The 24,156-nt window shown below is 71.8% G+C and carries 19 protein-coding genes and 1 riboswitch; of the genes, 10 read left to right on the top strand and 9 right to left on the bottom strand.

Going from position 1 to position 24,156, the window contains the following annotated elements:
- On the top strand, positions 1 to 2,489 hold a 2,489-nt coding region (locus tag ACGFZA_RS19665; RefSeq protein WP_393680550.1), incomplete at its 5' end, for an acyltransferase domain-containing protein.
- 110 nt (positions 2,490 to 2,599) lie between these two features.
- On the top strand, positions 2,600 to 3,349 hold the full coding sequence (locus ACGFZA_RS19670; RefSeq protein ID WP_393680552.1) for a thioesterase II family protein: 750 nt from the start codon (positions 2,600 to 2,602) through the stop codon (positions 3,347 to 3,349).
- 129 nt (positions 3,350 to 3,478) lie between these two features.
- On the opposite strand, the gene ACGFZA_RS19675 is transcribed toward ACGFZA_RS19670, so the two are convergent.
- Together ACGFZA_RS19675 and ACGFZA_RS19680 are read right to left on the bottom strand one after the other, a co-directional pair.
- Positions 3,479 to 4,672, bottom strand: coding sequence for a Gfo/Idh/MocA family protein (locus ACGFZA_RS19675; protein WP_393680553.1), 1,194 nt, complete (start codon positions 4,670 to 4,672; stop codon positions 3,479 to 3,481).
- Positions 4,642 to 6,078, bottom strand: coding sequence for an NDP-hexose 2,3-dehydratase family protein (locus ACGFZA_RS19680; protein ID WP_393680555.1), 1,437 nt, complete (start codon positions 6,076 to 6,078; stop codon positions 4,642 to 4,644). Before ACGFZA_RS19680 ends, ACGFZA_RS19675 begins: the two co-directional genes overlap by 31 nt.
- A 198-nt stretch (positions 6,079 to 6,276) precedes the next feature.
- On the opposite strand from ACGFZA_RS19680, the gene ACGFZA_RS19685 reads away from it, so the two are divergent.
- A complete protein-coding gene (locus tag ACGFZA_RS19685) occupies positions 6,277 to 6,468 on the top strand; it encodes a hypothetical protein (RefSeq protein ID WP_393680557.1) in 192 nt (63 codons plus the stop codon).
- 5 nt (positions 6,469 to 6,473) lie between these two features.
- On the top strand, positions 6,474 to 7,961 hold the full coding sequence (locus ACGFZA_RS19690) for an amidase (protein WP_385286248.1): 1,488 nt from the start codon (positions 6,474 to 6,476) through the stop codon (positions 7,959 to 7,961).
- 336 nt (positions 7,962 to 8,297) lie between these two features.
- On the opposite strand, the gene ACGFZA_RS19695 is transcribed toward ACGFZA_RS19690, so the two are convergent.
- Both ACGFZA_RS19695 and ACGFZA_RS19700 read right to left on the bottom strand, forming a co-directional pair.
- Positions 8,298 to 10,190, bottom strand: a complete 1,893-nt coding sequence (locus ACGFZA_RS19695; protein ID WP_393680559.1) for an amino acid adenylation domain-containing protein — start codon at positions 10,188 to 10,190, stop codon at positions 8,298 to 8,300.
- A gap of 1 nt (position 10,191) precedes the next feature.
- Complete coding sequence (locus ACGFZA_RS19700) at positions 10,192 to 11,004, bottom strand: hypothetical protein (RefSeq protein ID WP_385286245.1); 813 nt, start codon at positions 11,002 to 11,004, stop codon at positions 10,192 to 10,194.
- Positions 11,005 to 11,604: 600 nt separating this feature from the next.
- Here ACGFZA_RS19700 and ACGFZA_RS19705 point away from each other — a divergent pair.
- Positions 11,605 to 12,339: a dienelactone hydrolase family protein gene (locus ACGFZA_RS19705; protein WP_393680562.1), complete on the top strand. Its 735-nt coding sequence runs from the start codon at positions 11,605 to 11,607 to the stop codon at positions 12,337 to 12,339.
- Positions 12,340 to 12,409: 70 nt separating this feature from the next.
- Here the strand turns inward: ACGFZA_RS19705 and ACGFZA_RS19710 are convergent, their stop codons facing one another.
- From ACGFZA_RS19710 to ACGFZA_RS19720, 3 genes are all read right to left on the bottom strand, one after another.
- Positions 12,410 to 13,810 carry a purine-cytosine permease family protein gene (locus ACGFZA_RS19710; protein WP_393680564.1) on the bottom strand — a complete coding sequence of 467 codons (1,401 nt, stop codon included), beginning with the start codon at positions 13,808 to 13,810 and terminating at the stop codon, positions 12,410 to 12,412.
- Positions 13,800 to 13,893, bottom strand: a riboswitch (TPP riboswitch). Its footprint overlaps the gene before it by 11 nt.
- A gap of 44 nt (positions 13,894 to 13,937) precedes the next feature.
- Positions 13,938 to 14,903 (bottom strand): formylglycine-generating enzyme family protein, encoded by a 966-nt coding sequence (locus ACGFZA_RS19715; RefSeq protein WP_385286240.1) that lies wholly within the window; start codon positions 14,901 to 14,903, stop codon positions 13,938 to 13,940.
- Positions 14,900 to 16,144: an ROK family transcriptional regulator gene (locus ACGFZA_RS19720; RefSeq protein WP_393680567.1), complete on the bottom strand. Its 1,245-nt coding sequence runs from the start codon at positions 16,142 to 16,144 to the stop codon at positions 14,900 to 14,902. Before ACGFZA_RS19720 ends, ACGFZA_RS19715 begins: the two co-directional genes overlap by 4 nt.
- A 206-nt stretch (positions 16,145 to 16,350) precedes the next feature.
- Here ACGFZA_RS19720 and ACGFZA_RS19725 point away from each other — a divergent pair, with 206 nt between their 5' ends.
- Genes ACGFZA_RS19725 through ACGFZA_RS19745 form a run of 5 tightly spaced genes read left to right on the top strand, consistent with a single transcriptional unit; the run spans position 16,351 to position 22,773 of the window.
- Positions 16,351 to 17,838 carry a sulfatase-like hydrolase/transferase gene (locus tag ACGFZA_RS19725; protein ID WP_393680569.1) on the top strand — a complete coding sequence of 496 codons (1,488 nt, stop codon included), beginning with the start codon at positions 16,351 to 16,353 and terminating at the stop codon, positions 17,836 to 17,838.
- Positions 17,835 to 18,695 (top strand): ABC transporter permease, encoded by an 861-nt coding sequence (locus ACGFZA_RS19730; RefSeq protein WP_393680571.1) that lies wholly within the window; start codon positions 17,835 to 17,837, stop codon positions 18,693 to 18,695. The genes ACGFZA_RS19725 and ACGFZA_RS19730 overlap by 4 nt, the downstream gene beginning before the upstream one ends.
- A 3-nt stretch (positions 18,696 to 18,698) precedes the next feature.
- Positions 18,699 to 19,481 carry an ABC transporter ATP-binding protein gene (locus ACGFZA_RS19735; RefSeq protein ID WP_393680573.1) on the top strand — a complete coding sequence of 261 codons (783 nt, stop codon included), beginning with the start codon at positions 18,699 to 18,701 and terminating at the stop codon, positions 19,479 to 19,481.
- Positions 19,478 to 20,503, top strand: coding sequence for an aliphatic sulfonate ABC transporter substrate-binding protein (locus ACGFZA_RS19740; RefSeq protein WP_393680575.1), 1,026 nt, complete (start codon positions 19,478 to 19,480; stop codon positions 20,501 to 20,503). Before ACGFZA_RS19735 ends, ACGFZA_RS19740 begins: the two co-directional genes overlap by 4 nt.
- The gene (locus ACGFZA_RS19745) at positions 20,500 to 22,773 is read left to right on the top strand and encodes a DUF4838 domain-containing protein (protein ID WP_393680577.1); all 2,274 of its coding nucleotides are present in this window, start codon (positions 20,500 to 20,502) and stop codon (positions 22,771 to 22,773) included. The genes ACGFZA_RS19740 and ACGFZA_RS19745 overlap by 4 nt, the downstream gene beginning before the upstream one ends.
- Positions 22,774 to 23,054: 281 nt before the next feature.
- Here ACGFZA_RS19745 and ACGFZA_RS19750 read toward each other — a convergent pair whose 3' ends face one another.
- Positions 23,055 to 23,549: an FBP domain-containing protein gene (locus ACGFZA_RS19750; RefSeq protein ID WP_393680579.1), complete on the bottom strand. Its 495-nt coding sequence runs from the start codon at positions 23,547 to 23,549 to the stop codon at positions 23,055 to 23,057.
- A 41-nt stretch (positions 23,550 to 23,590) separates the two neighbouring features.
- On the bottom strand, positions 23,591 to 24,109 hold the full coding sequence (locus ACGFZA_RS19755; RefSeq protein ID WP_393680581.1) for an NUDIX hydrolase: 519 nt from the start codon (positions 24,107 to 24,109) through the stop codon (positions 23,591 to 23,593).
- Between the last annotated feature and the right edge of the window lie 47 nt (positions 24,110 to 24,156).

Raw genomic sequence — 24,156 nt, forward strand, 5'->3', positions numbered from 1 at the left:
AGCGGTTGAATGTGAGTCACGCGTTCCACTCCGTGCTGATGGAGCCGATGCTGGCGGAGTTCCAAAAGGTCGTGGAGGGCCTCTCGTTCACGGCACCGCGGCTGCCGTTCGTGTCGTCGGTGACCGGTGCTTTGGTCGGTGCGGAGATTGCGACGGCCGACTACTGGGTTCGCCACGTCCGTGACGCCGTACGTTTCGCCGACGCCGTGTCGGCACTCCATGCCGAGGGTGCCCGGGTGTTTGTCGAGGTGGGTCCGGATGCGGTCCTGTCCGGCCTGGTCGGGCAGAGCATTCCCGACGCCTTCACGGTTCCGGTGTTGCGCCGCGACCGGGATGAGACACGCACTGCCATGACAGCAGTCGGACGCCTGCACACGGCCGGCGTCCCGCTCGACTGGGCGGCACTGCTGCCCGGAGCCCGCCACACCGACCTGCCCACCTACGCCTTCCAACACGAACGCTACTGGCTGGATCCCGAGGAGCTGTCCGCGGAGCAGAGCGCCGAGGCCGGCGAGAGCTCGGGAACTCCGCAGGACGCCGGCAGCAGCTTCTGGCAGGCGGTCGCCAGCGAGGACACGACGGCGCTGGCGAGGCTCCTGGATCTCGACGTACCGGAGGAGCAGGCGGCCATCGGCGCGGCGCTGCCGGTACTGGCCTCGTGGCTCGGGCGACGGCGAGCTGCCGCACCCCCGCCCCACTACCGCATCGGATGGACCGCCGCAGGCCCCGCCGACGATGCGCCTCAACGACTTGAGGGCACCTGGCTCCTCGCGGTCCCGGAAGACCTCATCGACGGCGGCGACCACCACGACCACCACGGCGACCACGACAACGACCACCACCACGGTGCCCGTGCGGTCGCACGCCTTCGCGGCGTCCTTCGCGCCGCCGGAGCGGACGTACGCATCCTGATCACCGGTACGGGGGACGAGAGCTCCCCGGCCCCGAGCACGTACGACAGCCTCCTGCCGCAACTGCGGTCGCTGCTCGTGTCCGGGCCCGACCCGCTCGTCCCAGCCGGAGTCCTGTCCCTGCTCCCGCTGGCCTCCGCCGGTGTGTCGCAGGCCGACCCCGGGCGGGCGGCGGAGAGCACGCTGGCCCTGGTCCACGCCCTGGCGGAGTGCGGTTCGACCGCGCCCCTGTGGTCCCTGACGTCGGGCGCGGTCGCGAGCAGCGCCGTCGACGGGATCACCGCACCGGAGCAGGCCGTGGTGTGGGGGCTGGGCCGAGTACTCGCCGACCGGCCGGTCGGCAACTGGGGAGGTGTGATCGATCTGGAGGCCGGCTGGAGCGGCCGGGCGCTGTCGAGGCTTCCGGGAGTGCTGGTCCAACCCGCGAAGGGCGCCGAGACCGAGCTGGCGATCCGCACGTCCGGTGTCTTCGCCCGCCGCCTCCTGCCGGCCGAAGCCCCTACGGCATCCGCTGAGACCGCCCGTTCCGGCGACGCGCTTCCCGCGGCCCTGCGCGGCGGGGTTCTGGTCAGCGGCGGGGACAAGGAGTGGCGCGAGCAGGTCGCAGACCGGCTGTTCGGCGCAGGGGTCGTGCACGTCCGTACGACCGCTGACCTGGCCGACATCGCCCCGCTCCCGACCGGTGTCTCCCTCACCTCTGTCATCCACATGCCGCGGGCCGAGAAGTCCGAAGGGCTCCTGGAACCGACCTCGGCCAAGGCCCTGGACGAGGTGCTGGGCGCCGAACAGTCCGTGGTCAGCACGCTCGTGGCGCTCGCAGACGGGCCCGACCCGGTCACTGTCTTCCTCGTCATGCCGTTCACCAGCCTTCTCGGAGACTGCGGTGAAGCCGGGGGCAGCAGGGAGAGCAGCCGCATCGGCGAGGCGGGCGGAACCGGTGCTGCTGCCGGCGAAGGCACTGTTCGGGCGGCCGGCCCTGTCCTGGCCGCATGGTTCGAGAGCATGGCCCGGCAGCGAGCGGCGGCCGGCGCCGCCCTGCGGCTGGTGGCCGTCGACCGGCCCGACGCCCTGGTCCCCACGATCCTGGGCCGGGCCGCCGACCGTACCGACGGACTGTTCGCCGTCTCCACCACCGACTGGGGACGGCACATCGCGGTACGGCCCGAAGCGCGGAGCCACCGCTTGCTCCTGCGGATCCCGCAGGCCCGTGCGGCGCTGGCGGCGGCTGAGACGGCCGGCGGAGAGGCGAACGGGCCCCTCGCCGGAGTGGACGGCCCTGATTCACTGCGCCGGGTGCTCGCGTCGCAGGACGCGCGGCAGCGCACCGAGACGCTGCTCGAGCTGGTGCGCGGACAGGCTGCCGTCGTCCTCGGACATTCGTCCACCGAAGTGGTCAGCGCTGAGGGAGACTTCATGGATCTCGGCTTCGCGTCCCTGACCGCGGTCGAGTTCAGTCACCGCCTCGCCGCCATCACCGGACTCCAACTGCCCGCAGAACTGATCTATGACCACTACAGTCCGGCCGAACTGGCCGGATATCTCGGCGGGGAGCTCGTGTCCGAACTCCCCGCCGGCTGAACGGCCGTCGATCCGGATCCGTCCCCGGGGCGGCACGACGCCCCGGGGACGGTCACCCGCCGACCGGGCGGGTACGACGGTCCACATCCCGAACAGGAAGTGAGAACACCATGACCTCCGCGGTCGACACCGGCGTATGGATACGCCGCTACCAGCCGGCGCCCGACGCCGCCGTCCGGCTGCTCTGCCTGCCGCACGCGGGCGGCGCCGCCAGCTACTACCTTCCGGTGGCCCGCGCACTCGGGACGGCGGCCGACGTCCTTGCGGCGCAGTACCCCGGCCGGCAGGACCGCCGCGCGGAACCTCCGCTCGGCAGCATCCGGGAACTGGCCGACAGGATCACCGAGGCGGTGACGGACGGAGACGAACGCCCGCTGGCCGTGTTCGGGCACAGCATGGGCGCGCTCGTCGGCTACGAGGTGGCGATGCGGCTGGAGAAGGCGGGCCGCGCCCCGGTGCGGCTGTTCGTGTCCGGGCGGCGCGCGCCCTCCGCGGTGCGGCCCAGCGAGAACCTGCACCGGGCCGGTGACGCGGAACTGATCCACGCCGTACGCGGGCTGAGCGGCACCGACGACCAGGTCTTCGAGAACGAGGAGCTGCGGAGCATGGTCCTGCCCGCCATCCGCGGCGACTACAAGGCGGTCGAGACGTACGAGCCGCGCCCCGACGACCGGCTGGGCTGTCCCCTCACGGTGCTCACGGGCGACGACGACAGTACGACCACGGTGGCGGAGGCCCGTGCCTGGGCCGCCCACACCGACGGTCCCAGTGACGCGCATGTCTTTCCCGGCGGCCACTTCTACCTCAACGACCAGGCCGGCCAGGTCCTCGACGTCATACGGCGGCACCTGCGGCTGTGACGGCGACTGTCCGTGAACGGAAGGCGGGGCGCCGGACGAATGCCGTCCGGCGCCCCGCCGTGTCGCGTCCCGGTGAGGGCGGTCCCGGTGCCGCTTTCGTATCAGTCGCCCTGCCGTGCCACGTCCCCATCAGCCGCTCGATGCGGCCCGCTCCCGGACGTCCGCCAGCAGCCGGGCCAGCTCGACCGCCCACACGGCGCCCTCCCGGGCAGCTCCGTCCCCGGTGTCGCCGCCGCCCGTCGCCGCCGCCGCGAACGCTCGTACCGTGGCGGCGACCTGGTCCTGTGGCGCCAGGCGCAGCAACTGTTCCCGCTCCGTGCGCACCCGCACCACCGGGACATGGTCGGCGGGCGGAGTGAACGCCCGCTCGACCCGGATGCTGCCGCGGGTGCCCCACAGCTCGTACGACGAGTCGTAGGCGTGGTGCATACCGAAGACGAGATGCGCGGTCACGGGTGCCGGACCGGGGGAGCGCAGCAGTACGGCTCCGCCCATGTCGACCCCGTACCGGTCCTCGGTGACCAGCGTCGCGCCCGCCACCTCCAGCCCCGTACCGAGGAAGTGGCCGGCGGCGCGCAAGGGGTACACGCCCACGTCGTCGAGAGCGCCGCCGCCCAGTTCCGGCTGGTGCCGGATGTCGTCGGCGGGCAGAGCCGGGATGGTGAACGTGGCCTGGAAGTGGCGCAGTTCGCCGATCATGCCGGCCCTCACCAGTTCGCGTACCTCTTCGTGGGCCCCGTGATGGACGAACATCACGTTCTCCATCAGGACGAGGGAGCGGGAGGCGGCGAGCCCGGTGAGCCGCTTCGCCTCCGCCGGGTCGCCGGTCAGCGGCTTCTCGACCAGGACGTGCTTGCCGGCCGACAGTGCCTCATGGGTCCAGTGCGCGTGCAGTGCGGAGGGCACCGGAATGTACACGGCGTCGACGTCGCCGCGGGCGAGCAGAGCCTCGTACCCGGTGACGGCGGCGCAATCGTGGGCGGCGGCCAGGTCGTCGGCGCGGCCCGGCTCACGGGTGGCGATCGCGGTGATCCGGGTCCCGGCCGCGGCGGCGAACGCCGGGAGCATCCTGCGCCGGGCGATCGAGGCCGCGCCGAGCACCCCTATCCGCAGCGGGGCGCCCGTCTGCGGCGGGGTGTCTCTCCGCGACCAGGCGTTTCCCCGAGGCGGGGCGTCCCTCCGCAGCGAGGCGTCGATGGTGTGCGCGTCCGTCGCGGAATGCCGGGGGTCCGCGTTCGTCGCGGTAGGCAGGGGGTCTGCGCCCGCCGCGGCATGCCGTGAGCCGGCATCCGTCACGGTGCGTCCGGGAGGGACCGCAGGCACGTCAGCAGCGTGCGTGCCTGCACGTTGACGGTCAGTCCGGCGCCGGTCATCCGTTCCAGCTGGCCGACGCTGAGCCAGGCGTAGTCCGGCGGCGGCTGCTCGGTGGCCAACGCGTGTTCGGCCTCCACCAGGACATAGCGGCTCGTGGCGTTCAGGAACCGGCCGCCCTCCTCCGAATGCACGGCCGAGTACCGGATGCGGGTCGACGGTGCCGACCGCATGCGGTCGGTGTAGCGCGGCAGCACATCGTCCGAGTAGTTCTCCGGCACGCACTGCACGGTCGGTGCGATCTCCACGACACCGGGCAGCCCACCCTCCATCCGGGCATGCGCGAGGACATGGGGCACACCGTCGAAGTCGTGCACGAAGAACCCCGTGAGCCCTTCGCCGTGCGGCTCGATCAGGGGCTGGGTCCAGCTCGTCACCTCGCGGTTGCCGGCCTTGACGGCGACCGCGACGACATCGAAGTAGCGCCGGTCCTCGCGGGTGATCTCCCGGTCGGTCCGCCGCCAGTCGGGGAGACCCAGCATCGGCACCGTCTCGATGGTCCACTCGTGGGTGGAGCGGTGCTCGGTCAGCCAGCTCAGCAGGTCGACGTCCGGGTGCAGGGCGAGCCGGCCCGCCGGGTCCTGGGTGCGGGGCGGCAGGCTCGACAGCACGGTGCGGGCGTCCATGTTGACGGTGTTGTCCTGACCGAGCAGCACGTTCAGCTGCCCCAGCGTCAGCCAGCAGAAGTCGGGATGCGGCGGCACCTCGTCGTCGGTGACGACGACCATGTTGCGGTTCTTCTTACGGAAGAACCATGAGCCGTGCTCGGACTGGAGCACATCGGCGAGAACCGCGCCCCGCTGCGGACCGGTGAAGTACTCCACATAGCGGACGGGCGAGCCGCGGTGCACGCGCGTGTAGTTGCTGCGCGTGGCCTGCACGGTGGGCGACAGCTGGAGCAGGTTCGGATTCCCCGGCTCCATCTTCGCCTGCATCAGGAAATGCAGGACGCCGTCGAACTCTTTCGCCAGAATTCCCAGGATGCCCACCTCGGGCTGCCTGATGATCGGCTGGTGCCATTCAGGGAAAAGTCCGGTCGTGGTACGGACATGAAGCCCCTCGACCGTGAAGAAGCGCCCCGAACTGTGCACCAGATTTCCGGTACGAGGGGCGAGGTGCCAGCCCTTGAGGTCCGCGAAAGGGATCTTGTCCACGGTGAATGTGTGCTCCCGGTGCCGCCCGGCGAGCCACTCCGTGAAATCGGCCGTCGCCATGTCGACGCCCCTGCCGCGTACTTCGGCCGACCGCGCCAGAAGAGCCGTGGTCCGACGGTCCCAGCGGGGGCCCGGCCGGCTCGCGCCGTCACTCGTCCCCCGGCCGCGCAGCCGCGCGCCCATTGTCACTGCAGGTGTGGTCACCCTGCGGAGGCTACGGAGTTCACCCACCCCTATTCGCCCCCTAATTACCCCTGGAATGAAAGGGGTAACCGCCCGGGTGAAACAGAGGGTCGGGGATATTGTTCCGGCGTCTTCAGGGACTGCCATATTCTTGCTATTTTCCTTTACGGCAGTAGGTGATGTGACCGGTAATCAGTCTTCAGACAGGGAATCCGATTCGTGGAAGAGGAACAGGACACGCATGCCGCCGCCGGCCTTCTCGCCAAGGTCTTCCGGATCGGCCTCGCGCCGGAGCGGTGGGGGGCGCTCGAACAGCGCCGAGGACGTCTCCTCGGTTGCGGCAAGACTCTGGACGCGGTGGACCTGGACGCGGAGCGGCTCCGCCCAGGGTTCCACATCGAATGGAAGTGAGCACGATGGCAGCCACCGAGCCCCTCACCGATCCGGCCAACGGGCCCGTCGACGATGCGGCGGTCGGGACCGCCGCCGGTCCGGCCACCCATCCGGCCACCGGGCCCGTCGCCGATCCGGCCACCCCGCCGCACGAACTGACCGCCGCCGAGGCGGCTGCGCGGATCGCCGAAGGCAGCCTCGACCCCGTCGACCTGGTCGCCGGGATCCTGGCACGCATACGGCAGACCGACCCGGCCATCGGCGCCTACACCCTGGTCCTGGAGGAGTCGGCGCTGGAAGAGGCCGAGCGTGCCGCCAAGCGCATCGCCCTGAACGGCCCTTCGGGTCCCCTGGACGGTGTGCCGGTCTCCGTCAAGGACCTCTTCGACGTGGCCGGCACGCCGACCTGGGCCGGCTGCGAGGCGCTGCGCGAGGCCGGCGGCGCACCGGTCGCTCAGGACGCGGCCGTCGTGGCGAGGTTGCGGGCGGCCGGAGCCCTCGTGCTGGGCAAGACCCGGATGGACGAGTTCGCCTTCGGGACCGTCACCCCGGGCACCCGCAACCCCCGATGCCCCGAGCGCTCCGCCGGAGGATCCAGTGGAGGCGCGGCCGCGGCCGTCGCCGCGGGGCTCGGGCCCCTTGCGCTGGGCACCGACACCGGGGGATCGGTCCGTATCCCCGCCGCGATGTGCGGTGTGGTCGGCCTCAAGCCCACGTACGGACTGCTTCCCTCCGACGGGACGACGGCACTGTCCTGGTCGCTCGACACCCCGGGCGTGCTGGCGCGCACCGTGGACGATGCCGCGCTGGCCTTCTCCGCGCTCGGCGGACCCGGCACCACGGACGCGGGCTGCCCGGATTCGGCTGCGGGCCTGACCCTCGCCGTGCCCGACGACGCGCTGTTCGCGCGGTGCTCCTCAGAGGTGGCCGAGCGTGTCGCCGAGGCCGTGGAACAGCTCGCCGAACACGGGGCGCGGATCGTTCGCGTCCCGCTGCCGATGGTCGACATGGTGTCGCCGGCCGTGTCCCTGATCATGGCGGCCGAGGCGAGCACCGGCCACCGAGGCACCCTCGAAAGCGGCATCGAGCTGCACCCCACGACGCGTGACCGGCTGGAGGAAGGCGCGCTGGTGCCGGCCCGCGACTACATCGACGCGCTGCGGGTGCGTCAGCTGGTGCACCGGCAGTGGCGTGCGGCGTTCGAGGGCGTCGACGCGTTCGTGCTGCCCACGGTCGCCATCACCCCCGTCGAGCACGGCGAGTTCTTCCTGTCGCTGCCCGACGGCGGCATGGACGTGGTGCCGGTGGCCAGCACCCGCTTCGCCCATCCCGCCAGCCTGGCCGGGCTGCCGGCGCTGTCCGTGCCGTGCGGCCGGCCCGAGAGGGGCCTGCCGGTGGGGCTGCAGTTCATGGGCCGCCCCCACGGCGAGGCCACACTGCTCGGCCTGGGCCGGCTGTACGAGAAGCTGAACGGCGGGCCGTGGCCCACGGCCCGTCCGGCCGCCGCCTGACCGCGGCCCGACGCGGGACCGCCCGGCACCCCGCAAGGGGGCCGGGCCGTCGCGTGCGACCTCCGCCTGACATCTCACGAGGCGCTGGGGGCCGACGCGTGCGACTCCGCCTGTCACCTCACGAGGTGCCGGGAGCAGTCGTACGCGGGACCGCCCCGCTCTCCATGAGGTGCCGGGAGCAGTCGTACGCGGGACCGCCCCGCTCTCCATGAGGTGCCGGGAGCAGTCGTACGCGGGACCGCCCCGCTCCCCATGAGGTGCCGGGAGCAGTCGTACGTGAGACCGCCCGGCACTCCACGAAGGGCCGGGCGGTCTCACGTACGACGGCAGGCTCGCTCAGGCGATGTCGACGAGATCGGCGAGCGCCTTGGGCGTGCGGTGCTCGAACACATCCTGCAGTCGCAGCGCCATTCCCTGCGCACGCAGCGCGGCGATCAGCCGGATCGCGCCCATACTGTCCCCGCCGCTGTGGAAGAAGTCGTCCTCCGGCCCCACGTCCCCGCCACCGAGAACGTCCGAGAAGTGCCGGCACAACAGCCGTTCCGCCGGAGTCCGCTGGGCCGGTACCGAGTGGGCGCGTCCGGCGCTGAGCCGTTGCACGCCGGCCCGTTGCGTGCCGGCACGCTCCGGGCGCGGCAGAGCGGACCGGTCCAGCTTCCCGTTCGGCGTCAGGGGGAGCTCCGCCAGCGACACCACCTCGGACGGCACCATGTAGGCGGGCAGCGACTCGGCCGCGTGGGCCATGAGTTCGTCCGGGGCGCACCTCGCTCCGGCCGCGGGCACCACGTACCCCACCAGACGCTGCGCCCCCGGTGCGTCCTCACGCAGCACCACGGCGGCCTGCGCCACGCTCCGGTGTCGCACCAGCACGGTCTCCACCTCGCCGGTCTCCAGCCGCTGGCCGTGCAGTTTCACCTGGCCGTCGGCCCGGCCGACGAAGACGACGCCGTGCGGCAGGATCCGCACCAGGTCGCCCGTGCGGTACAGCCGTCCTCCCGGGAGCCAGGGATCGTCCCGGAACCGCTCGGCGGTCAGATCGGGACGGCCGAGATAGCCGCGGGCGACACCGGCACCCCCCAGATGGAGCTCGCCGATCTCCCCGGCGGCGCACGGCTTCCCTGCCTCGTCGAGGACGTACGCCACCGTGTTGGCCACCGGCAGAGGCCCGATCGTGGGCGACGGGGAGTCGGACAGCGGCGCGACGAACGCGTCGACGGTGCACTCGCTCGGCCCGTAGAGGTTCAGCGCGAGCAGATGCGGCAGCCCGCGCAGCCTCGTCCACTGGCCGCTGCCGATCGGCTCGCCACCGAGGGCCAGTACGCCCAGCCGATGACGTCCGGTGGCGGTGAACAGGCCGCAGTGCTCCAGCTGTTCGGCGATGGTGGGGGTCGTCTCGACGACGTCGATGCCCCGGTCGGCGATGTAGGCGACCAGCAGCGCGGGATCGCGCCGGGTCGTGTCATCGATCAGGTGCAGCTCGTGACCTTCGAAGAGCCACAGCACCGGATCCCATGCGGCGTCGAAGGACAGAGCGGCGGTGTGCGCCACCCGCAGCCGCGACCGTCCGAGGTGGGCGGCGGCCCGCCCGAAGAACGCCTCACGGTGCGAGACCAGCAGATTCAGCAGTGACCGGTGCTCGACGACCACACCCTTCGGCCGGCCCGTGGAACCCGAGGTGAACAGCACGTAGGCGGCGCTCCGCGGCGACAGCGGACGCACCCGGTCCCGGTCGGTGAGGGCGCTCGTGGGCCGCGCGGCGATGTCCGCCGCCACCTCGGGGGCGTCCAGGAGCAACGCCGGAATGTCCGGGGCCCGCTCCGCGGCGAGTGCGCGGGTGGAGATCAACAGGTGCGGTCCGGTGTCGGCGAGCATGGCGGCGATCCGGTTCGGCGGATAGCCGCTGTCCACCGGTACATAGGTGGCACCCGCCGCCAGCACCGCGAGCAGCGCCGTGAGCGAGGCGGCGCCGCGGGGCAGCAGCACGGCGACGAGCACCTCGTCGTCGGGGGCGCCGGCCGTGCGCTCGGCGATGAGCCGGGCCAACTGCTGTACGTGCGCGTGGAGCCGGGCGTACGTGTAGGTGGCGTCCGGGGCGACGAGTGCCGTCGCCTCCGGCCGGGCGGCGGCGATCGTGTCGAGGAGCTCCGGTAACAGGGGCCCGGCCAGCGGGCGCTGCGGACCGGTCAGCGCGGCCGGGGCGGCGGTGAGTCCTGCGGCGTCGGGAGCCATGTCAGTCGGCGAGGAGGTTCGCGACGGCGGCGGCCACCTTCTCGTGCCCCAGCAGGTCGGCGTGGGCCACGTCGGGGAAGGCGACCTGCTCGCCCACGAGCCGCGCCGCCTCACCACTGCCCGCGGAGGTCACCGCGGTCGCCTTCGACCAGACGCGTACCAGCGCGTCGGGGTCGTCGGTCGCGACCTGACTGGAGCCGCACACGAACGAGATGTACGTGGTGAAGCCGGCCAGGTACTCCTTGGTGCGCTCCGCGTCGAGGCCGGCGCGACGGCAGGCCGGAGCACCGTACTCACGGAACAGCGCGATGAGTTCCGTGCCCAGCGCGGTCACGTCGGTGGCCGTCTCCCGGGCGCGCTCGCCGCGTTCGCGCGCCGCGGACTTCTCCTCGGGGGTCAGCTCGGTGAGGAACCGCTCCGTGATCATCTGGTACTGCCAGTGCAGGAAGAACTCCTGCGGGATGTCAGGGTCGAAGAAGATCGTGCGCGGGACCGTGTCCTGGAACTGCGCCACCCTGTCCGAGAGGATGGCGGCGTAGGGGCTGGAGGCACAGAACGCCATGACGGCGCGCACCGGCCTACCGCTCTCGCGCACGTCCTCCAGCCAGCGGTCGATCCACTCGGCTCCGCTGAGCGCCACACCCGACGCCAGCGGCGGAGGCAGCGTCTCCCACAGGGCGTAGGGGCTGTCCCACTTCGAGGCGAGCTCCGTGAAGCCGGCCTCCGGCCTGCCCGTGCCGGGGAAGTCGACGGCCAGGACGATGCCGTCCGCCGTTCCCCGGGACCGGACCGCCCACGATTCGCTCTCCGTCATGATGCCCTCCCACCCTTCGTCAGGCCGCCGAAGGATCACCCACCCGGCCCGGAACGCCGACCTTAGGCGTCGTCCCCGCCCCCGCAAACCCCAGTCGCACCCCTAACGGCCCCAGTGCCGAGCCCGGTCCGCCCGGCACGAAGGGCTGTCCCGCAATCCCTGGTGGGCACACGACGGCAGCTACGGCACCTCTCCCCGTAGCCTCAACGGCACGGGGTGCCCCTCCGTTGCCGGAACGTCCGCATGCATCGAGTACGCGGACGTTCCTCCGTCTTGCGATGCACCGCATCCGACGCCGGGCGCTGATCCACCAGGTTGCGGGACAGCCCTCAGGTCCGGAAGAGGGCGGAGAGACGCGGCTCACGCAACGGCCCGTGACCCGGCGGCCTGGCACCCCTGCCGGCCGGTGGGCTACGTTATGACGCGATGACCACCGGGACGGCCTCGCGCCACACACGAATCGGCGACCCGGCACTCCCCTGAGCGCCGTACGGGCCGGTACCGGCCCGCTGCCGGACCGGGGATCCGGCGCTGCTGCGCGGGCCCCGCCTCCTGCCGTGTTGATGACAGCTCGACACGTCAACCACGACAGGAGAACTCATGACCGTCAAGACGCTGCACATTCCCACCGCGGACGGCAGGGCCGACGCCTTCGCCGCCTTTCCCGACCGCGGCGAGCGATGCCCGGGTGTGCTGATGTACCCGGACGGCTTCGGCATCCGGCCCGTGCTGCGGGAGATGGCCCGCGAACTCGCCGGGCACGGTTACTACGTGCTCGTCCCCAACCTCTTCTACCGCCACGGCCCGGCGCCGGTGATCGATCTTCCCGAGCACATCGGGGAAGGAACCCGGGCGAAGGTGTTCGAGCAGTTGATGCCCCTGATCGAGGCGCACACCGTCGAACGTGCCCTGAGCGACGCCGACGCCTACCTCCGGTTCCTCACCGCCCAGCCCGAGGTCGTCGACGGACCGGTCGCGGTGACCGGGTACTGCTTCGGCGGTCTCCTGGCGGTGCGCACCGCCGCGGCCCACCCCGGCCAGGTGGCCGCCGTCGCCGGATTCCACGGTCCCGTGGGCGCCGACGGGCCCGACACCCTGAACCGTCTCACCGCCGAGGTCTACTTCGCCCACGCCGAGACGGACATGACCCCCGAGTCGCTCGGCGCGCTCGATCAGGCACTGGACGCCGCCGGTGTCACCCACACCTCGGAGATCCTTCCGGGGACCGCCCACGGCTTCACCATGTCCGACACCGACGCCTTCGATGCCGCCGCGCTGCAACGCCATTGGGACCGCCTGCTGCCCCTGCTCGGCCGCACCCTGGCCGGCGGCTGAGCCTCCGGCCCGCCCTCAGGACACGGGTCCGACGGCTGCGGAGCCCGCCCTGTGCCGCAGTGCCATGCGGTCAGGGCCGGTTGCGCAGCCGTAGCGGTGTGTAGACCGCCAGGGCCACGAGGAACGCGACACCGTACGCGAGGTCCGCTCCGTGCAGCGCCTTCGCGACCGGGCCCACGTACAGACTGGTGTTCATGAACGGCGTCGCCGCTGCGAAGCCGAGCGCGAAGGCGGCCGGCGCCGGCCACCAGGGCTGCGGGCGGGCGCTCTCGGCGGCCAGATCGACGGGTGCGCCGTCGCGTGCCCTGGCCCTGACGAACCAGTCGACGGCGACGATCGCGACGAATGCGGGGATCCAGTAGCCGACGAGCAGCAGGACGTTCTGGAAGCGTGTCGTGGTGTCCGCCGCGTGCATCCACAGCACGAGCGGGAAGCCGAGGGCCGCGGCGAGTGCGGCGGCGACGGGGCGCGGCAGGCGGACCCCCATGGTCTGCAACGCCAGCGATCCGCTGTAGTCGTTCATGGCGTTGCTGCACAGTGCGGCGAGGGCCACGGAGAGCAGCCCGAAGGCGCCGAGGGCGCCCCCGCCGAGCAGCGTGTCGATGCCGTGCGCGGTCTGGTCGGTGAAGACGGCCGCACCCCACAGGCCGAGGGTCTGGACCGCGACGAAGGAGACGCTGATGCCGAGCAGCGTGCACCAGAACATGCGCGGCGTGGACGCGGTGCGCGGCAGGTAGCGGCTGAAGTCACTGGCGTACGGCGCCCAGGACAGCGCCAGACTGAGCGCGATGGTGCACGTCAGGACGAACGCGCCCGCCCGGTCGGCGCCGTGCACGGTGCCGGTGGCGGCGGGGTGGACCCCGTCCAGGAGTTTCGTGGCGAGCACGACGAACGCGGCGGCCAGAGCGAACGTCATCACGGTCTGGAGCCGGTGGATCACCTCGTACCCCAGGACGCCGAGCGCGCCCTGCGCGGCCATCATGACCAGTACCCCCAGCCAGAACGGCCAGCCGCACAACTGGGCCAGCGCATCCCCGCCGAACAGGCCGATCAGCGCGTCCCAGGCGATGGACGACAGCCACTGCAGCGCGCCGGGCAGGACGACACCGCGGCCGAACGCGAGGCGTGCGAGCGGGAGCTGCCCGGCACCGGTCCGGCTGCCCCAGGTGCCCAGGTACGCGGTGGGCACGGCTCCCACGAGCGTGCCGAGCACGACGGCGGCGAGCGCCGTGGCGAAGTCCAGGCCCAGCGCGATGCCGACCGTGCCGGTGAAGACCCCGGTCATGGTCAGATTGGGGGCGAACCAGACGGTGAACAGCCGGCCGGGGCTGCCGTAGCGGCGGTCCTCGGGCACGGGGGCTATGCCGTGTGCCTCGATGCGCAGATCGCCGGGGGCGTTGGGCATGCGCCCGCCGAACGCGGGTCGCGGTTCCAGGGCGGCGCGCTCGTCCTGGGCATACGGCAATGACATGAGACATCCCTCCGCCAGTGCTAACTGGTTCAGGTTCGACGGGTGTGTTCTCAGCCCCTCGTGGGGCACCCCGTGTCCGGTGCGGCGGCCAGGATAGCCGGATGTGCGCGGCTCGCGACGCGGGGGGTCAGAGGGTGAGCGCGCAGCGGAAACCGCCGTGCCCCGTCGTACTGTCGGGGGTGTTGGAGGTGCGGGCGGCGACACGGTAGCGATTGCAGTACGAGCGGTGGCACAGGTACGAGCCGCCGCGCAGCACCCGGCTCCCGCCGTGCGGTGGACCGACGGGGTCGCGGCGGGTCTCGGGCCGGGCTTCGGCGTGCCAGTCGGCACTGAACCGGTCGGCGCACCACTCCCACACGTTGCCCGAGGTGTTGTGGAGCCCGTAGCCGTTGGGGGCGTACGCCTTGACGGGCGCGGTGCCCGTGAAGCCGTCCTCGCGGGTGTTGCGTACGGGGAAGTCGCCCTGCCAGATGTTGCAGCGGTGCCGGCCGTTCGGGGTGAGCTCGTCGCCCCAGGGGAAGCGGGCCCGGACGAGTCCGCCGCGGGCCGCCTTCTCCCACTCGGCCTCGGTGGGCAGCCGCTTGCCGGCCCAGCGGGCATAGGCCGTCGCGTCGTGCCACGACATGTGGACCACCGGGTGGTCGCGGCGGTCGCCGATCGAGGTGCCCGGTCCTTCGGGTGCCCGCCAGTACGCCCCGGCCACCGCCCGCCACCAGGGGGCGCCGGGCACCGTGCCCGCCAGCACGGCGTGCCGGGCGTGCGGGGGGACGAAGGAGCCGAAGACGTAGGACCAGCCGATGAGTTCGGCCTCGGTGCGGTACCCCGTGGCCTTGACGAAGACGGCGAAGCGGGCGTTGGTGACGGCGGTCGCGTCGATGTGGAACGGGGCGACGGTCACCTCGCGCACCGGCCCCTCGCCGTCGGCCGGGAACGCGTCCTCGTCCTCACCACCCATCAGGAACGGGCCACCGGGCACCGCCACCATGGCGCGCAGCAGTTCGGCGGGACGGCGCACGGGGACGGCGAAGTCCGCCGGGGGAGTGGCAGCGGCAGGCGCCGTGTGTGCGCGGGCGGGCCCGCAGCAGGCGTTCACGGTGAGCTCTCCTCGTCGCGCGGCCGGTCGTCCCCGGCATCCGGACCGGAAGCCGGCCGGTCGAGCAGCTCCGCCAGGTCCTGGCCGGTGGTGCGCAGCAGCAGCGCCACGCCGCCGAGCGCGGCCGCCTCGCCGCCGAGTGCGGATCCGCGTACCTCGATGGTGCGCGGCGCGGACGGCAGGGAGAGCGCGGCGAGCTGTTCACGGATCGGCGTGAGGACGAGCGCGTCGAGGGACGCCGGTTCGCCGTAGACGACGATGCATTCGGGGTCGACCTGAGCGGCGAGGGCCGCGAGCACCCGACCCGCGACGACGGCCGCGTCCCGGATCACCTCGGCCGTGTCCGGCTGGCCCGCGGCCGCGAGCGCGATCAGTTCGGCGGCGTCAGCGGCCCGCACGCCGCGATCGGCGCAGGCGGCCAGCAGGGCGGGGACGGAGATGAGGCCTTCCAGGCAGCCCCGTCCACCGCAGTGGCAGGGCTTTCCCTCGGGGTCGCAGCTGGTGTGGCCGATCTCGCCGGCGGTGCCATGGGCGCCGTGGACCAGTGAGCCGTTGACGACCAGTCCGCCACCGACCCCTTCCGACCAGCGCAGATAGACCGCGTTGTCGATCCCGCGCGCCGCTCCCCAGGTCACCTCGGCGAGGGCCGCGAGCCGCGAGTTGTTGTCGGTGAGCACGGGGGCGTCGAAGTGCCGGCCCAGTTCCGCGGCGACACGGCCGGCGAACGGGGTCATCGTGCGCGGGTCACCGGAAGCCGGGTTCTGTACGAAGCCGGGAAGGCCGAGGCCGATCCCGGCGATGGGGGCGAGGCTGATGTTCTCGCGCCGCACCAGGTCCTCGACGGTGCGGATCGCCTGCGCGGCACGTTCGGCCGCGCCGCTGTCCGCCGGGACGGGGGCGCTGTGGCGGCCGACGATCTCATGGGCGCAGTTCGCCACCACCACATGGATGTGGTGGCGCTGGAGATCGATGCCGATCAGTTCGGCGCCGCGGGAGTTGAGCGAGATCTCCAGGGCAGGCCTGCCGCGGCCGCGCGGCTGCTCGGGATCGGGGGCCTGCTGCTCGACGACGGCCTTGCGTTCCAGCAGATCGGACACGATCGCGAACAGGGTGGTGCGGGAGAGACCGACCCGCGCCTTCAGCTCGCCGCGGCTCAGCGCGCCCGACCTGCGGAGTTCACCGAGTACGGCGGCTTCGTTGGCCCTGCGCAGGCGCTGGAGTGCATCGGTGCGTTCCGTCATTCACGCATGGTCGATCGGTCAAGGGGTTTCTGTCAACGCCCGGGACGAATTCACACAATGTTTATTCCCAAGGGTTGACGTAAAAAAGCCGCCGTCCCTACAGTTCCGGTCAATTGCCGACACCGGCACACGTCCAGACCTCATCCGACGGTGTGCCGGCCGGCTCCCCGGCAGCACTGTGAGCGACCACCGAAAGGGCGGCCCGAGTGGCTCCGCGCAACGTCCTGTTCCTGATGACCGACCAGCACCGGGTGGACACCCTGGGCTGTTACGGCAACCCACTCGTCGAGACCCCGGCCCTGGACGCCCTCGCGGCCGAAGGGACCCGTTTCGACCGCTTCTACACCCCGACCGCGATCTGCACCCCGGCCCGCGCCTCGCTGGCCACCGGCCTGCACCCCTTCCGCCACGGGATGCTGAACAACCCCGAACGCAACGGGGGGAGCAAGGACGAGCTCTCCGACGAGGACCCCACGCTCTGGGGCCGGTTGAAGGACCGGGGCTACTCGGTGGGCCATGTCGGCAAGTGGCACATCGGCCGCGAGCGCGGCCCCGAGTTCTACGGCCTGGACGGTGAGCACCTGCCCGGCGCCCTCAACCCCGTCCACCACCCCTCGTACGAGAAGTGGCTGGAGGAGAACGGCTTCCCGCCCTTCTCGGTACGCGAACCCGTCTTCGGGACCGCGGCCAACGGCACCGGCCGTGGCCACCTCATCGCGGGCCGCCTCCAGCAGCCCGCCGAAGCCACCATCGAGGCCTTCCTGACCGACCGCACGCTCGCCCTGCTCGACCGCTACGCAGCCGACTGGAAGGCGGCCGGCACGCCGTTCATGCTGTCCTGCCACTGGTACGGCCCGCATCTGCCCTACCTGATCCCCGACAGCTACTACGACCTGTACGACCCCGACGACGTACCCCTGCCGGCCTCGATGGCCGAGACCTTCGCGGGGAAGCCCGAAGTACAGCGCCAGTACAGCGCCTACTGGTCGTCGGACGACTTCGACGCCGCGGCCTGGCGCAAGCTCATCGCCGTCTACTGGGGCTACGTCACGATGATCGACCGCCAGGCCGGCCGGCTCATCGAGGCCCTGAAGGGGCACGGCATGTGGGACGACACGGCGGTCTTCTTCACCGCCGACCACGGCGAGTTCACCGGCGCCCACCGGCTCAACGACAAGGGCCCGGCCATGTACGAGGACATCTACAACATCCCCGGCATCGCCCGGATCCCCGGCGCCCCCGCCCAGGTCAGCGACGACTTCGCCTCCCTCATCGACCTCAACCCGACCATTCTCGAACTGGCCGGGGCCCCCGTGCCCGAACCGTGCGACGGCACCAGCCTGCTGCCCCTGCTGCACGGGGCCGATGCCGGGGACACCCGCGAAGAGATCGTCGCCGAGTTCCACGGTCACCACTTCCCGTACTCCCAGCGCATGCTCCGGGACCGGCGCCACAAGCTCGTGCACAACCCGGAGAGCGTGCACGAGCTGTACGACCTGGAGACCGACCCGCACGAGCTGCACAACGTGTACGACGCGCCCGCCTACGCGGAGGTCCGGCGCGACCTGACCGTCCGGCTCTACCGCGAACTGCTGCGCCGCGGCGACCCGGCCTACACCTGGATGAGCTACATGGCGGACATCGGCGGCGACCGGGCCGCGGACGTCGACGGCGTCGCGGAGGAAGTGGCATGAAGGCACCGACCGAAGCCGTCGAGGAACAACCGACGGGCCCGCCCGGCTCGCCGGCCTCGAAGACCCCGCGCCCGAAGGATCCGCGCGGCACCAGGAAGAAGCGGGGAACCGGCCGGATCACCAACACCCTGCTGGGCCTCGCCTCCGCCGCACTGGGGCTGCTCGTCTGGGTGGTACTCGCCGGCAGCGGTATCGAGGGCTTCCCCGGCCCCGTCTCCGTAGCCCGCCGGGCGGGTGAACTCATCGCCGACGGCACGCTCTTCGAAGACGCGGGCGCCAGCCTGAAACGCGTCCTCACCGGCTATGCCCTCGGTGTCCTCCTGGCGGTGCCGGTCGGCTTCCTCATGGGCTGGTACCCGGTCGTCCGCCGGCTGATCGAACCGTGGCTGCAGTTCTTCCGCATGGTGCCGCCGCTCGCGATCATTCCGCTCGCCATCGTCCTCATGGGCATCGACGAGACCCCGAAGATCTTCGTGATCTTCCTGGCCTCGTTCCTGTCCTGTGTCGTCTCCACCTTCCAGGGCGTCGTCTCCGTCGACGTCACCCTCGTCAACGCGGCCCGGGTGCTCGGCGCCCGCGACCCGCAGGTGTTCCTCGGCGTCGTCGTGCCCGCCTCCACCCCGTTCATCCTGGTCGGCATGCGGATCGGCCTCGGCGCGTCCTGGGCGACCGTCGTTGCCGCGGAACTCATCGCGGCCCAGGGCGGACTGGGCCACCGGATGCAGCAGGCGCAGGTCTACTACGACCTGCCGACCATCTTCGTCCAGCTCATCGCGATCGGCGCGATCGGCCTCGCCATGGACCGGCTGCTCCTCCTCGCCGAGCGCCGGCTCACCCACTGGCAGGAACGGCGGTAACCCATGCCCACCATCCGATTCCATGACGTGACACGGGACTTCGCGGTCAGGAACGGCGACTTCCTCGCCCTGGACCGGGTCAGCCTCGACATCGAGGACGGCGAGTTCGTCACCGTCGTCGGCCCCTCCGGCTGCGGCAAGAGCACCCTGATGAACATCGCCGCAGGTCTCCTCGACGCCACCGACGGCGACGTCACCGTCGACGGCACACCCGTGCGAGGACCCGCACCCGAACGCGGCGTCATCTTCCAGCAGTACGCGCTCTTTCCCTGGATGACCGTCACCGCCAACGTCGAGTACGGACTCAAGGTGGCGGGCGTCAAGAAGGCGGAGCGCCGGCGCCGGGCCCGCGAGGTCATCGAGCTCGTCGGCCTCACCGACTTCGCCGACGCCCTGCCCAAGACCCTCTCCGGCGGCATGAAACAGCGCTGCGCCATCGCCCGCGCCTACGCCGTGGACCCGAAGGTCCTGCTCATGGACGAACCCTTCGGCGCACTCGACTCCCTCACCCGGGTCCGGATGCAGGAATCGCTCCTCGACACCTGGGGCCGCGACCGGCGCACCGTCATGTTCATCACCCACGACGTCGACGAGGCGGTCTTCCTCGCCAGCCGCGTCGTCGTCATGGCGGCCCGCCCCGGCCGTATCCACACCGTCATCCCGGTCACGCTGCCCTACCCCCGTACCGAGGAACAGCGCCTGTCGCCAGAGTTCGCCGAACTGCGGGCCCAGGTGTGGCACGCCGTCCACCACCAGCCCGCCCCGCTCGAAGGAATGGTGTCATGAAGTCGATCCCTGCCGTCCGCCGCCGAACCGCCGGACTTCTCCTGGCCCTGGCGCTCGTCTCCACCGCCACCTCCTGCGGTGACGATTCCTCGGACGCCGCCGGCGGAGCGCAGAAGGTGAAGTTCGGTTACATCGCCGACTACAGCGGCTCCGTCGCGCTGGCCGTCGCCCAGAAGCAGGGGCTGTGGAAGAAGGCGGGCGTCAGCCCCGAACTGAAGGTCTTCACCAACGGACCGCTCCAGGTCACGGCCCTCGGATCCGGCAGCCTGGACTTCGGCTACCTCGGCCCCGGCGCGCTGTGGCTCCCCGCCTCCGGCCGCGCCTCCATCGTCTCCGTCAACATGCTGGGTCTCGCCGACCGGGTCATCGCCCGGCCCGGTTCCGGCATCGAGAAGCCGGCCGACCTCAAGGGCAAGAAAGTGGCCGTCGCCGAAGGAACCTCCGGCGACATGATCCTCGACCTGGCGCTGAACGAGGCGGGCCTGAAGCCGGACGACGTCACGAAGGTCGCCATGGACGCGTCGACCGTCGTCACGGCGTTCTCCTCCGGCCAGGTCGACGCGGCGGCCACCTGGTACCCACTGATCGACACGATGAAGAAGAACGTCCCCGATCTCAAGGAGATCAGCCGGACGCAGGACTACTACCCCAAGCTGACCTTCCCCAATGTCTTCGTCACCCAGCCGAAGCTGGCCTCCGGGAACCCGGAACTCGTCAAGAAGGTGACCGGGGTGCTCAAGGAGGCCGGTGACTGGATCGCGGCGCACCCCCAGGAGTCGGAGACGGTGACCGCCGACTTCCTGAAACTGCCGGCCGGTCAGCTCAAGGGCTCCACCGAGTACGTGAAGATCCTGCCCTCGGCCGAGCTGACCGAGCTCACCCAGGACGGCACCGTCGACGGCTGGTTCGACGAACTGGCCGCCGTCTTCGGCCGGATGGGCAAGCTGCCCAAGGCCGGCAAGGCCTCGGACTACTACCTCGGCGACCTGTACGCCGCAGCCGGAAAGGCGGACCGCTCATGAACGACGCCTCGCACGAAGACCGCACCCTCACACCGGGTGCCGTGAGACGGCGCGGATTGCTCGTGGGAGCCGCCGGCCTGGCAGGCGCCGCCCTCCTGCAGGGGACCACGGCCAACCGGGCCGAGGCCGCCACCGCTCAGCCGGCCGGTACTCCGCTCCGGGTGGCCTCCGGTGGCAGGGCCCGCGCCTCGGTGCTCTGGTGGGGCGGCGGCAGCGCCGAGTTCGCCGCCGCCGAACTGCGCGACTACCTCCACCGGATCACCGGTGTCCGGCTGCCGCTGCATGCTCTCCCGGCGCCCGGCGGTGACGTCCAGGGCGTCACCGGCCTGGTTGCCCTGCACGCCGGCACCGGCGGACGGGACGGTATACCCGCGGCGTCGCTCGCGGACGCCGGCCATGAACTCGCGGGCGCCCCCGAGGACTCCTTCACCCTCCTCGGCGACGACACCTGCCTCCTGCTGACGGGGAACGGAGACCGGGCCGCGCTGTACGCCGTCTACGCGCTCCTGGAGCGGACCGGCGTACGCTTCTTCGCCCCCGCCTTCCCCGCGTACGAGGGCCACCACGAGTACGTACCGAAGATCCGCACCCTCACCCTCCCGGCCGTACGCGTCACCGACCGCCCGGGTTCGCCGCTGCGGCGGCAGTACGCCGAGGAAGGCTTCAGCCACACCGCGGCGAGCCTGCCGCCGCTGCTCGACTGGATGGCGAAGAACCGGCTCAACACCTTCGTCTACCCGACCGACTACCTGGGCCTCGGCGTCACGACGTACGACGGGGTGCGCGACGTGCTGGTCCGGGAGGCGGGCAAGCGCGCGCTGCGCATCGAGACCGGTGGCCACGGCTATGACAGCTTCCTGCCGAAGGCCGACCATCCGCAGTTCTACGCGTCCGGCGGACCGCTCTTCGACATCTACAACCCCGAGGCCCTGGCCGCGTACGTGGCGAAGGTCCTCGCCTTCCTCCGGGGGCGGCCGGAGATAGCGGTCTTCGACTGCTGGCCGCCGGACGTCGGCGCCTTCCAGAAGCCGATCCTGGACCGCTACGGCAGCCCCGCCAACGCCGAGTCGGTGGTGGTCAACGAACTCGTCCGGGTACTGCGGGAGGAACTGCCGGGGATCCGGGTCGAACGGATCGCGTACGCCTCCACGGTGCGCCCGCCCGACCCGGAGTACGCGAGCGACCCCGAGGTCATCGTGGACTTCGCCCCGTACTCCCGGAACTACGACGGCCACCTCGGTGACCCCTCGACGGGGGCGAACGTGCCGTTCGCGAACGCGTTGCGCGCCTGGCGCACCACGCACCGGGGCCCGCTCGCGATGTACGAGTACTACCGGCGCTACCGCTGGCGCAGTCTGCCGGTGCACCCGCTCGCCACCATCGCGGGCGACGTCGGCTTCGAGTCCGGGCTCGGGATCGACGGCTACGGGATGTACAGCGAGCCGGGCGACTGGATCACGTACGAGCACGTCCAGGCCCTGTTCGCCGCCCTCGCCTGGGACGGCACCCTGGACGCGGACGCCTTTCTCGACGGGTACCTCCGGGCCCGCTTCGGCGACGGGGCGGCAGAGGCGCTGCGCCGCTACTACGATCTGACGCGTTTCGACCCGGACACCCACGGCCCCGCCGTACTCACCACGCACTACACCCAGGCCCGTGCCGCTCTCCAGGAGGCCACCGGGCAGGCGACGGGTGCCGGGCCCCGCACCCTGCTCGACCGGCTGACCCGCAACCTCGACATCGCCCTGGCCGACATGAGGATCGGTCTGGCACCGGCGGGCAGCGCCGAACTCGACACGGCCCGCCGGGAGTACCGGGCGCTCGTGCACCGCAACCGGTTCAACGGCGTCTGCCTGCCCAATATGCAGGCGTGGTGGCGGTGGAACGGCCCGCAGGGCCAGGCCCCGTACGACGACGCGCGGATCCGCCAGGGTGTCGTCGACACCTACGCGAGCCCGGCGGCGGGCTTCGGCAACCCGGGGATCCTGGTGCTCGAACCGGGCGGTGACTCCGTGGCGCTCGATGTCGAGGCCCAGGACGTCGATTTCACCGGCCACAGCGTCCACTGGTCCGCCACCGCGCCCGACGGGATCCTTCTGGAGCCGGCGAGCGGCACGCTGAGGGTGCGCGGGACGAGGGGCGCTGCCCAGAGGGTGGCCGTGCGCGCCACCGCGGACGCGGCGCCGGGCACGCAGCGGATCACGCTGGACTTCCGGCTGGCCGACGGGACGCCGTTGGTCCCCGCGGAGGTGGTGGTCGGTATCCGCTGACCTGCGAGGCCCCCGGACGGTTCCGCGGCCCGGGCAGGCGGAGCCGGAGCGGGGTCGGAGCCGACCCGGTCGCTCCGGTGCACCGGGGCGCCGTGCGGGGGATGCGCGGGCAAGCAGAACGCGGCTCGACCGCGCGGGGTGCCCGCGAGGGTGCGGCGCGGCAACCGGTCCGTGTACAGGCCCGTGCCCGCCCCGACCGCAGGACCGGGGGCGGGCACGCTCCTCGGCCGGGCGGCGCCCGCCCGGCCGAAGAGAGCCTGGCTCGGCGGTGCCCGCCCGGCTCAGCCGAAGAGCTTGGCGACGAACGCGGCGAGGTTGCCCGTCGTGCGGGCGATCTGCTCCTCCAAGGTGAGCGACTCCTTGAAACGGGCGCCCGAGGCGACGGCCTTCTTCCCCCGCACATAGAGCGAGCAGGCCAGGTCGGTGCACATGTACAGCCCGACCGAATTGCCCTCGCGCCCCGCCGGGCCGGCCTTGCGGGCGGTCATCAGCGAGACTCCGCTGCCCGGGTGGGTGGTCAGACAGAGCGAGCACATGCTCCGGTGCAGGAATCCGCGCTGCTGGGAGGGGAAGCGCAGCGAGATCCCGGTCAGCCCGCCCCCGCGCTCGGTGACGATGTAGCTCCGCCCCGGGGCGGAGAGGTCACGCCAGCCCAAGAAGTCGAGGTCGTCCCACGGCAGCTCGTCGAGATCGCGGGGCAGCGGCAGCCGCCCGGCTTCTCCCTTGGAGCAGTTGACGAACGATGTGCGGATGTCCTGCTCGGTCACGGGCTTCATGCCCACGACGCTAACTCTGCCTATGGAGCCTAGGCAAATGATTAATTGGTGTAGGTCTCAGCCTGTGTTCCCTCGGTCACGATGTCCAGCCGGTGTACGGGCGGGTGCGTGATGCCGAGATCGGGGCGCCAGGCCGCGAGGATCTGAGCCGAGGGGTCGAAGAGCGGTGCCGGGAGTTCCTCGGGCCGGGTCCACTGCCAGGTGCTGATCAGATGGGGTTCGGTCACCTGTGCCCCGCCGCCCCCGACGGTTACCCGCGCGGCCATCGTCACGCGGTTGATGCCGTGAATCACGTCGTGCAGCATCGCGAAGACGCGCACCTCGCTCTCGTCGGCCTCCAGCCCCGTCTCCTCCCGGAGCTCACGCACCGCCGCCGCCGCGACCGACTCGTGCGTCGGATCGACCTTGCCTCCGGGCAGTTCCCAGGTCCCGCTGTGGTGGCGGCCGAGCAGGATCCGCCCCTGCCCGTCCTGTACGAGCACGCCGACCCCCAGCGCCGCCTGTGCCAAGGGCGGACGAGAGTTGCGGGCGGGGACCGGGGGCGTTTCGGTGCTGTCCATGGTGGCTCCTCCTGGGGTCGGTGACCGGCGGGGCACCGAGCCTACGG

Source organism: Streptomyces sp. NPDC048211, assembly GCF_043202315.1.
Taxonomy (GTDB): Bacteria; Actinomycetota; Actinomycetes; order Streptomycetales; family Streptomycetaceae; genus Streptomyces.

Coding starts and splice junctions, on each gene's coding strand:
- ACGFZA_RS19695 (WP_393680559.1), bottom strand. CDS start 10,190: ATGGCTCCCGACGCCGCAGGACTCACCGCCGCCCCGGCCGCGCTGACC.
- ACGFZA_RS19755 (WP_393680581.1), bottom strand. CDS start 24,109: ATGGACAGCACCGAAACGCCCCCGGTCCCCGCCCGCAACTCTCGTCCG.
- ACGFZA_RS19730 (WP_393680571.1), top strand. CDS start 17,835: ATGAAGGCACCGACCGAAGCCGTCGAGGAACAACCGACGGGCCCGCCC.
- ACGFZA_RS19705 (WP_393680562.1), top strand. CDS start 11,605: ATGACCGTCAAGACGCTGCACATTCCCACCGCGGACGGCAGGGCCGAC.
- ACGFZA_RS19700 (WP_385286245.1), bottom strand. CDS start 11,004: ATGACGGAGAGCGAATCGTGGGCGGTCCGGTCCCGGGGAACGGCGGAC.
- ACGFZA_RS19720 (WP_393680567.1), bottom strand. CDS start 16,144: ATGACGGAACGCACCGATGCACTCCAGCGCCTGCGCAGGGCCAACGAA.
- ACGFZA_RS19745 (WP_393680577.1), top strand. CDS start 20,500: ATGAACGACGCCTCGCACGAAGACCGCACCCTCACACCGGGTGCCGTG.
- ACGFZA_RS19740 (WP_393680575.1), top strand. CDS start 19,478: ATGAAGTCGATCCCTGCCGTCCGCCGCCGAACCGCCGGACTTCTCCTG.
- ACGFZA_RS19750 (WP_393680579.1), bottom strand. CDS start 23,549: ATGAAGCCCGTGACCGAGCAGGACATCCGCACATCGTTCGTCAACTGC.
- ACGFZA_RS19735 (WP_393680573.1), top strand. CDS start 18,699: ATGCCCACCATCCGATTCCATGACGTGACACGGGACTTCGCGGTCAGG.
- ACGFZA_RS19690 (WP_385286248.1), top strand. CDS start 6,474: ATGGCAGCCACCGAGCCCCTCACCGATCCGGCCAACGGGCCCGTCGAC.
- ACGFZA_RS19710 (WP_393680564.1), bottom strand. CDS start 13,810: ATGTCATTGCCGTATGCCCAGGACGAGCGCGCCGCCCTGGAACCGCGA.
- ACGFZA_RS19670 (WP_393680552.1), top strand. CDS start 2,600: ATGACCTCCGCGGTCGACACCGGCGTATGGATACGCCGCTACCAGCCG.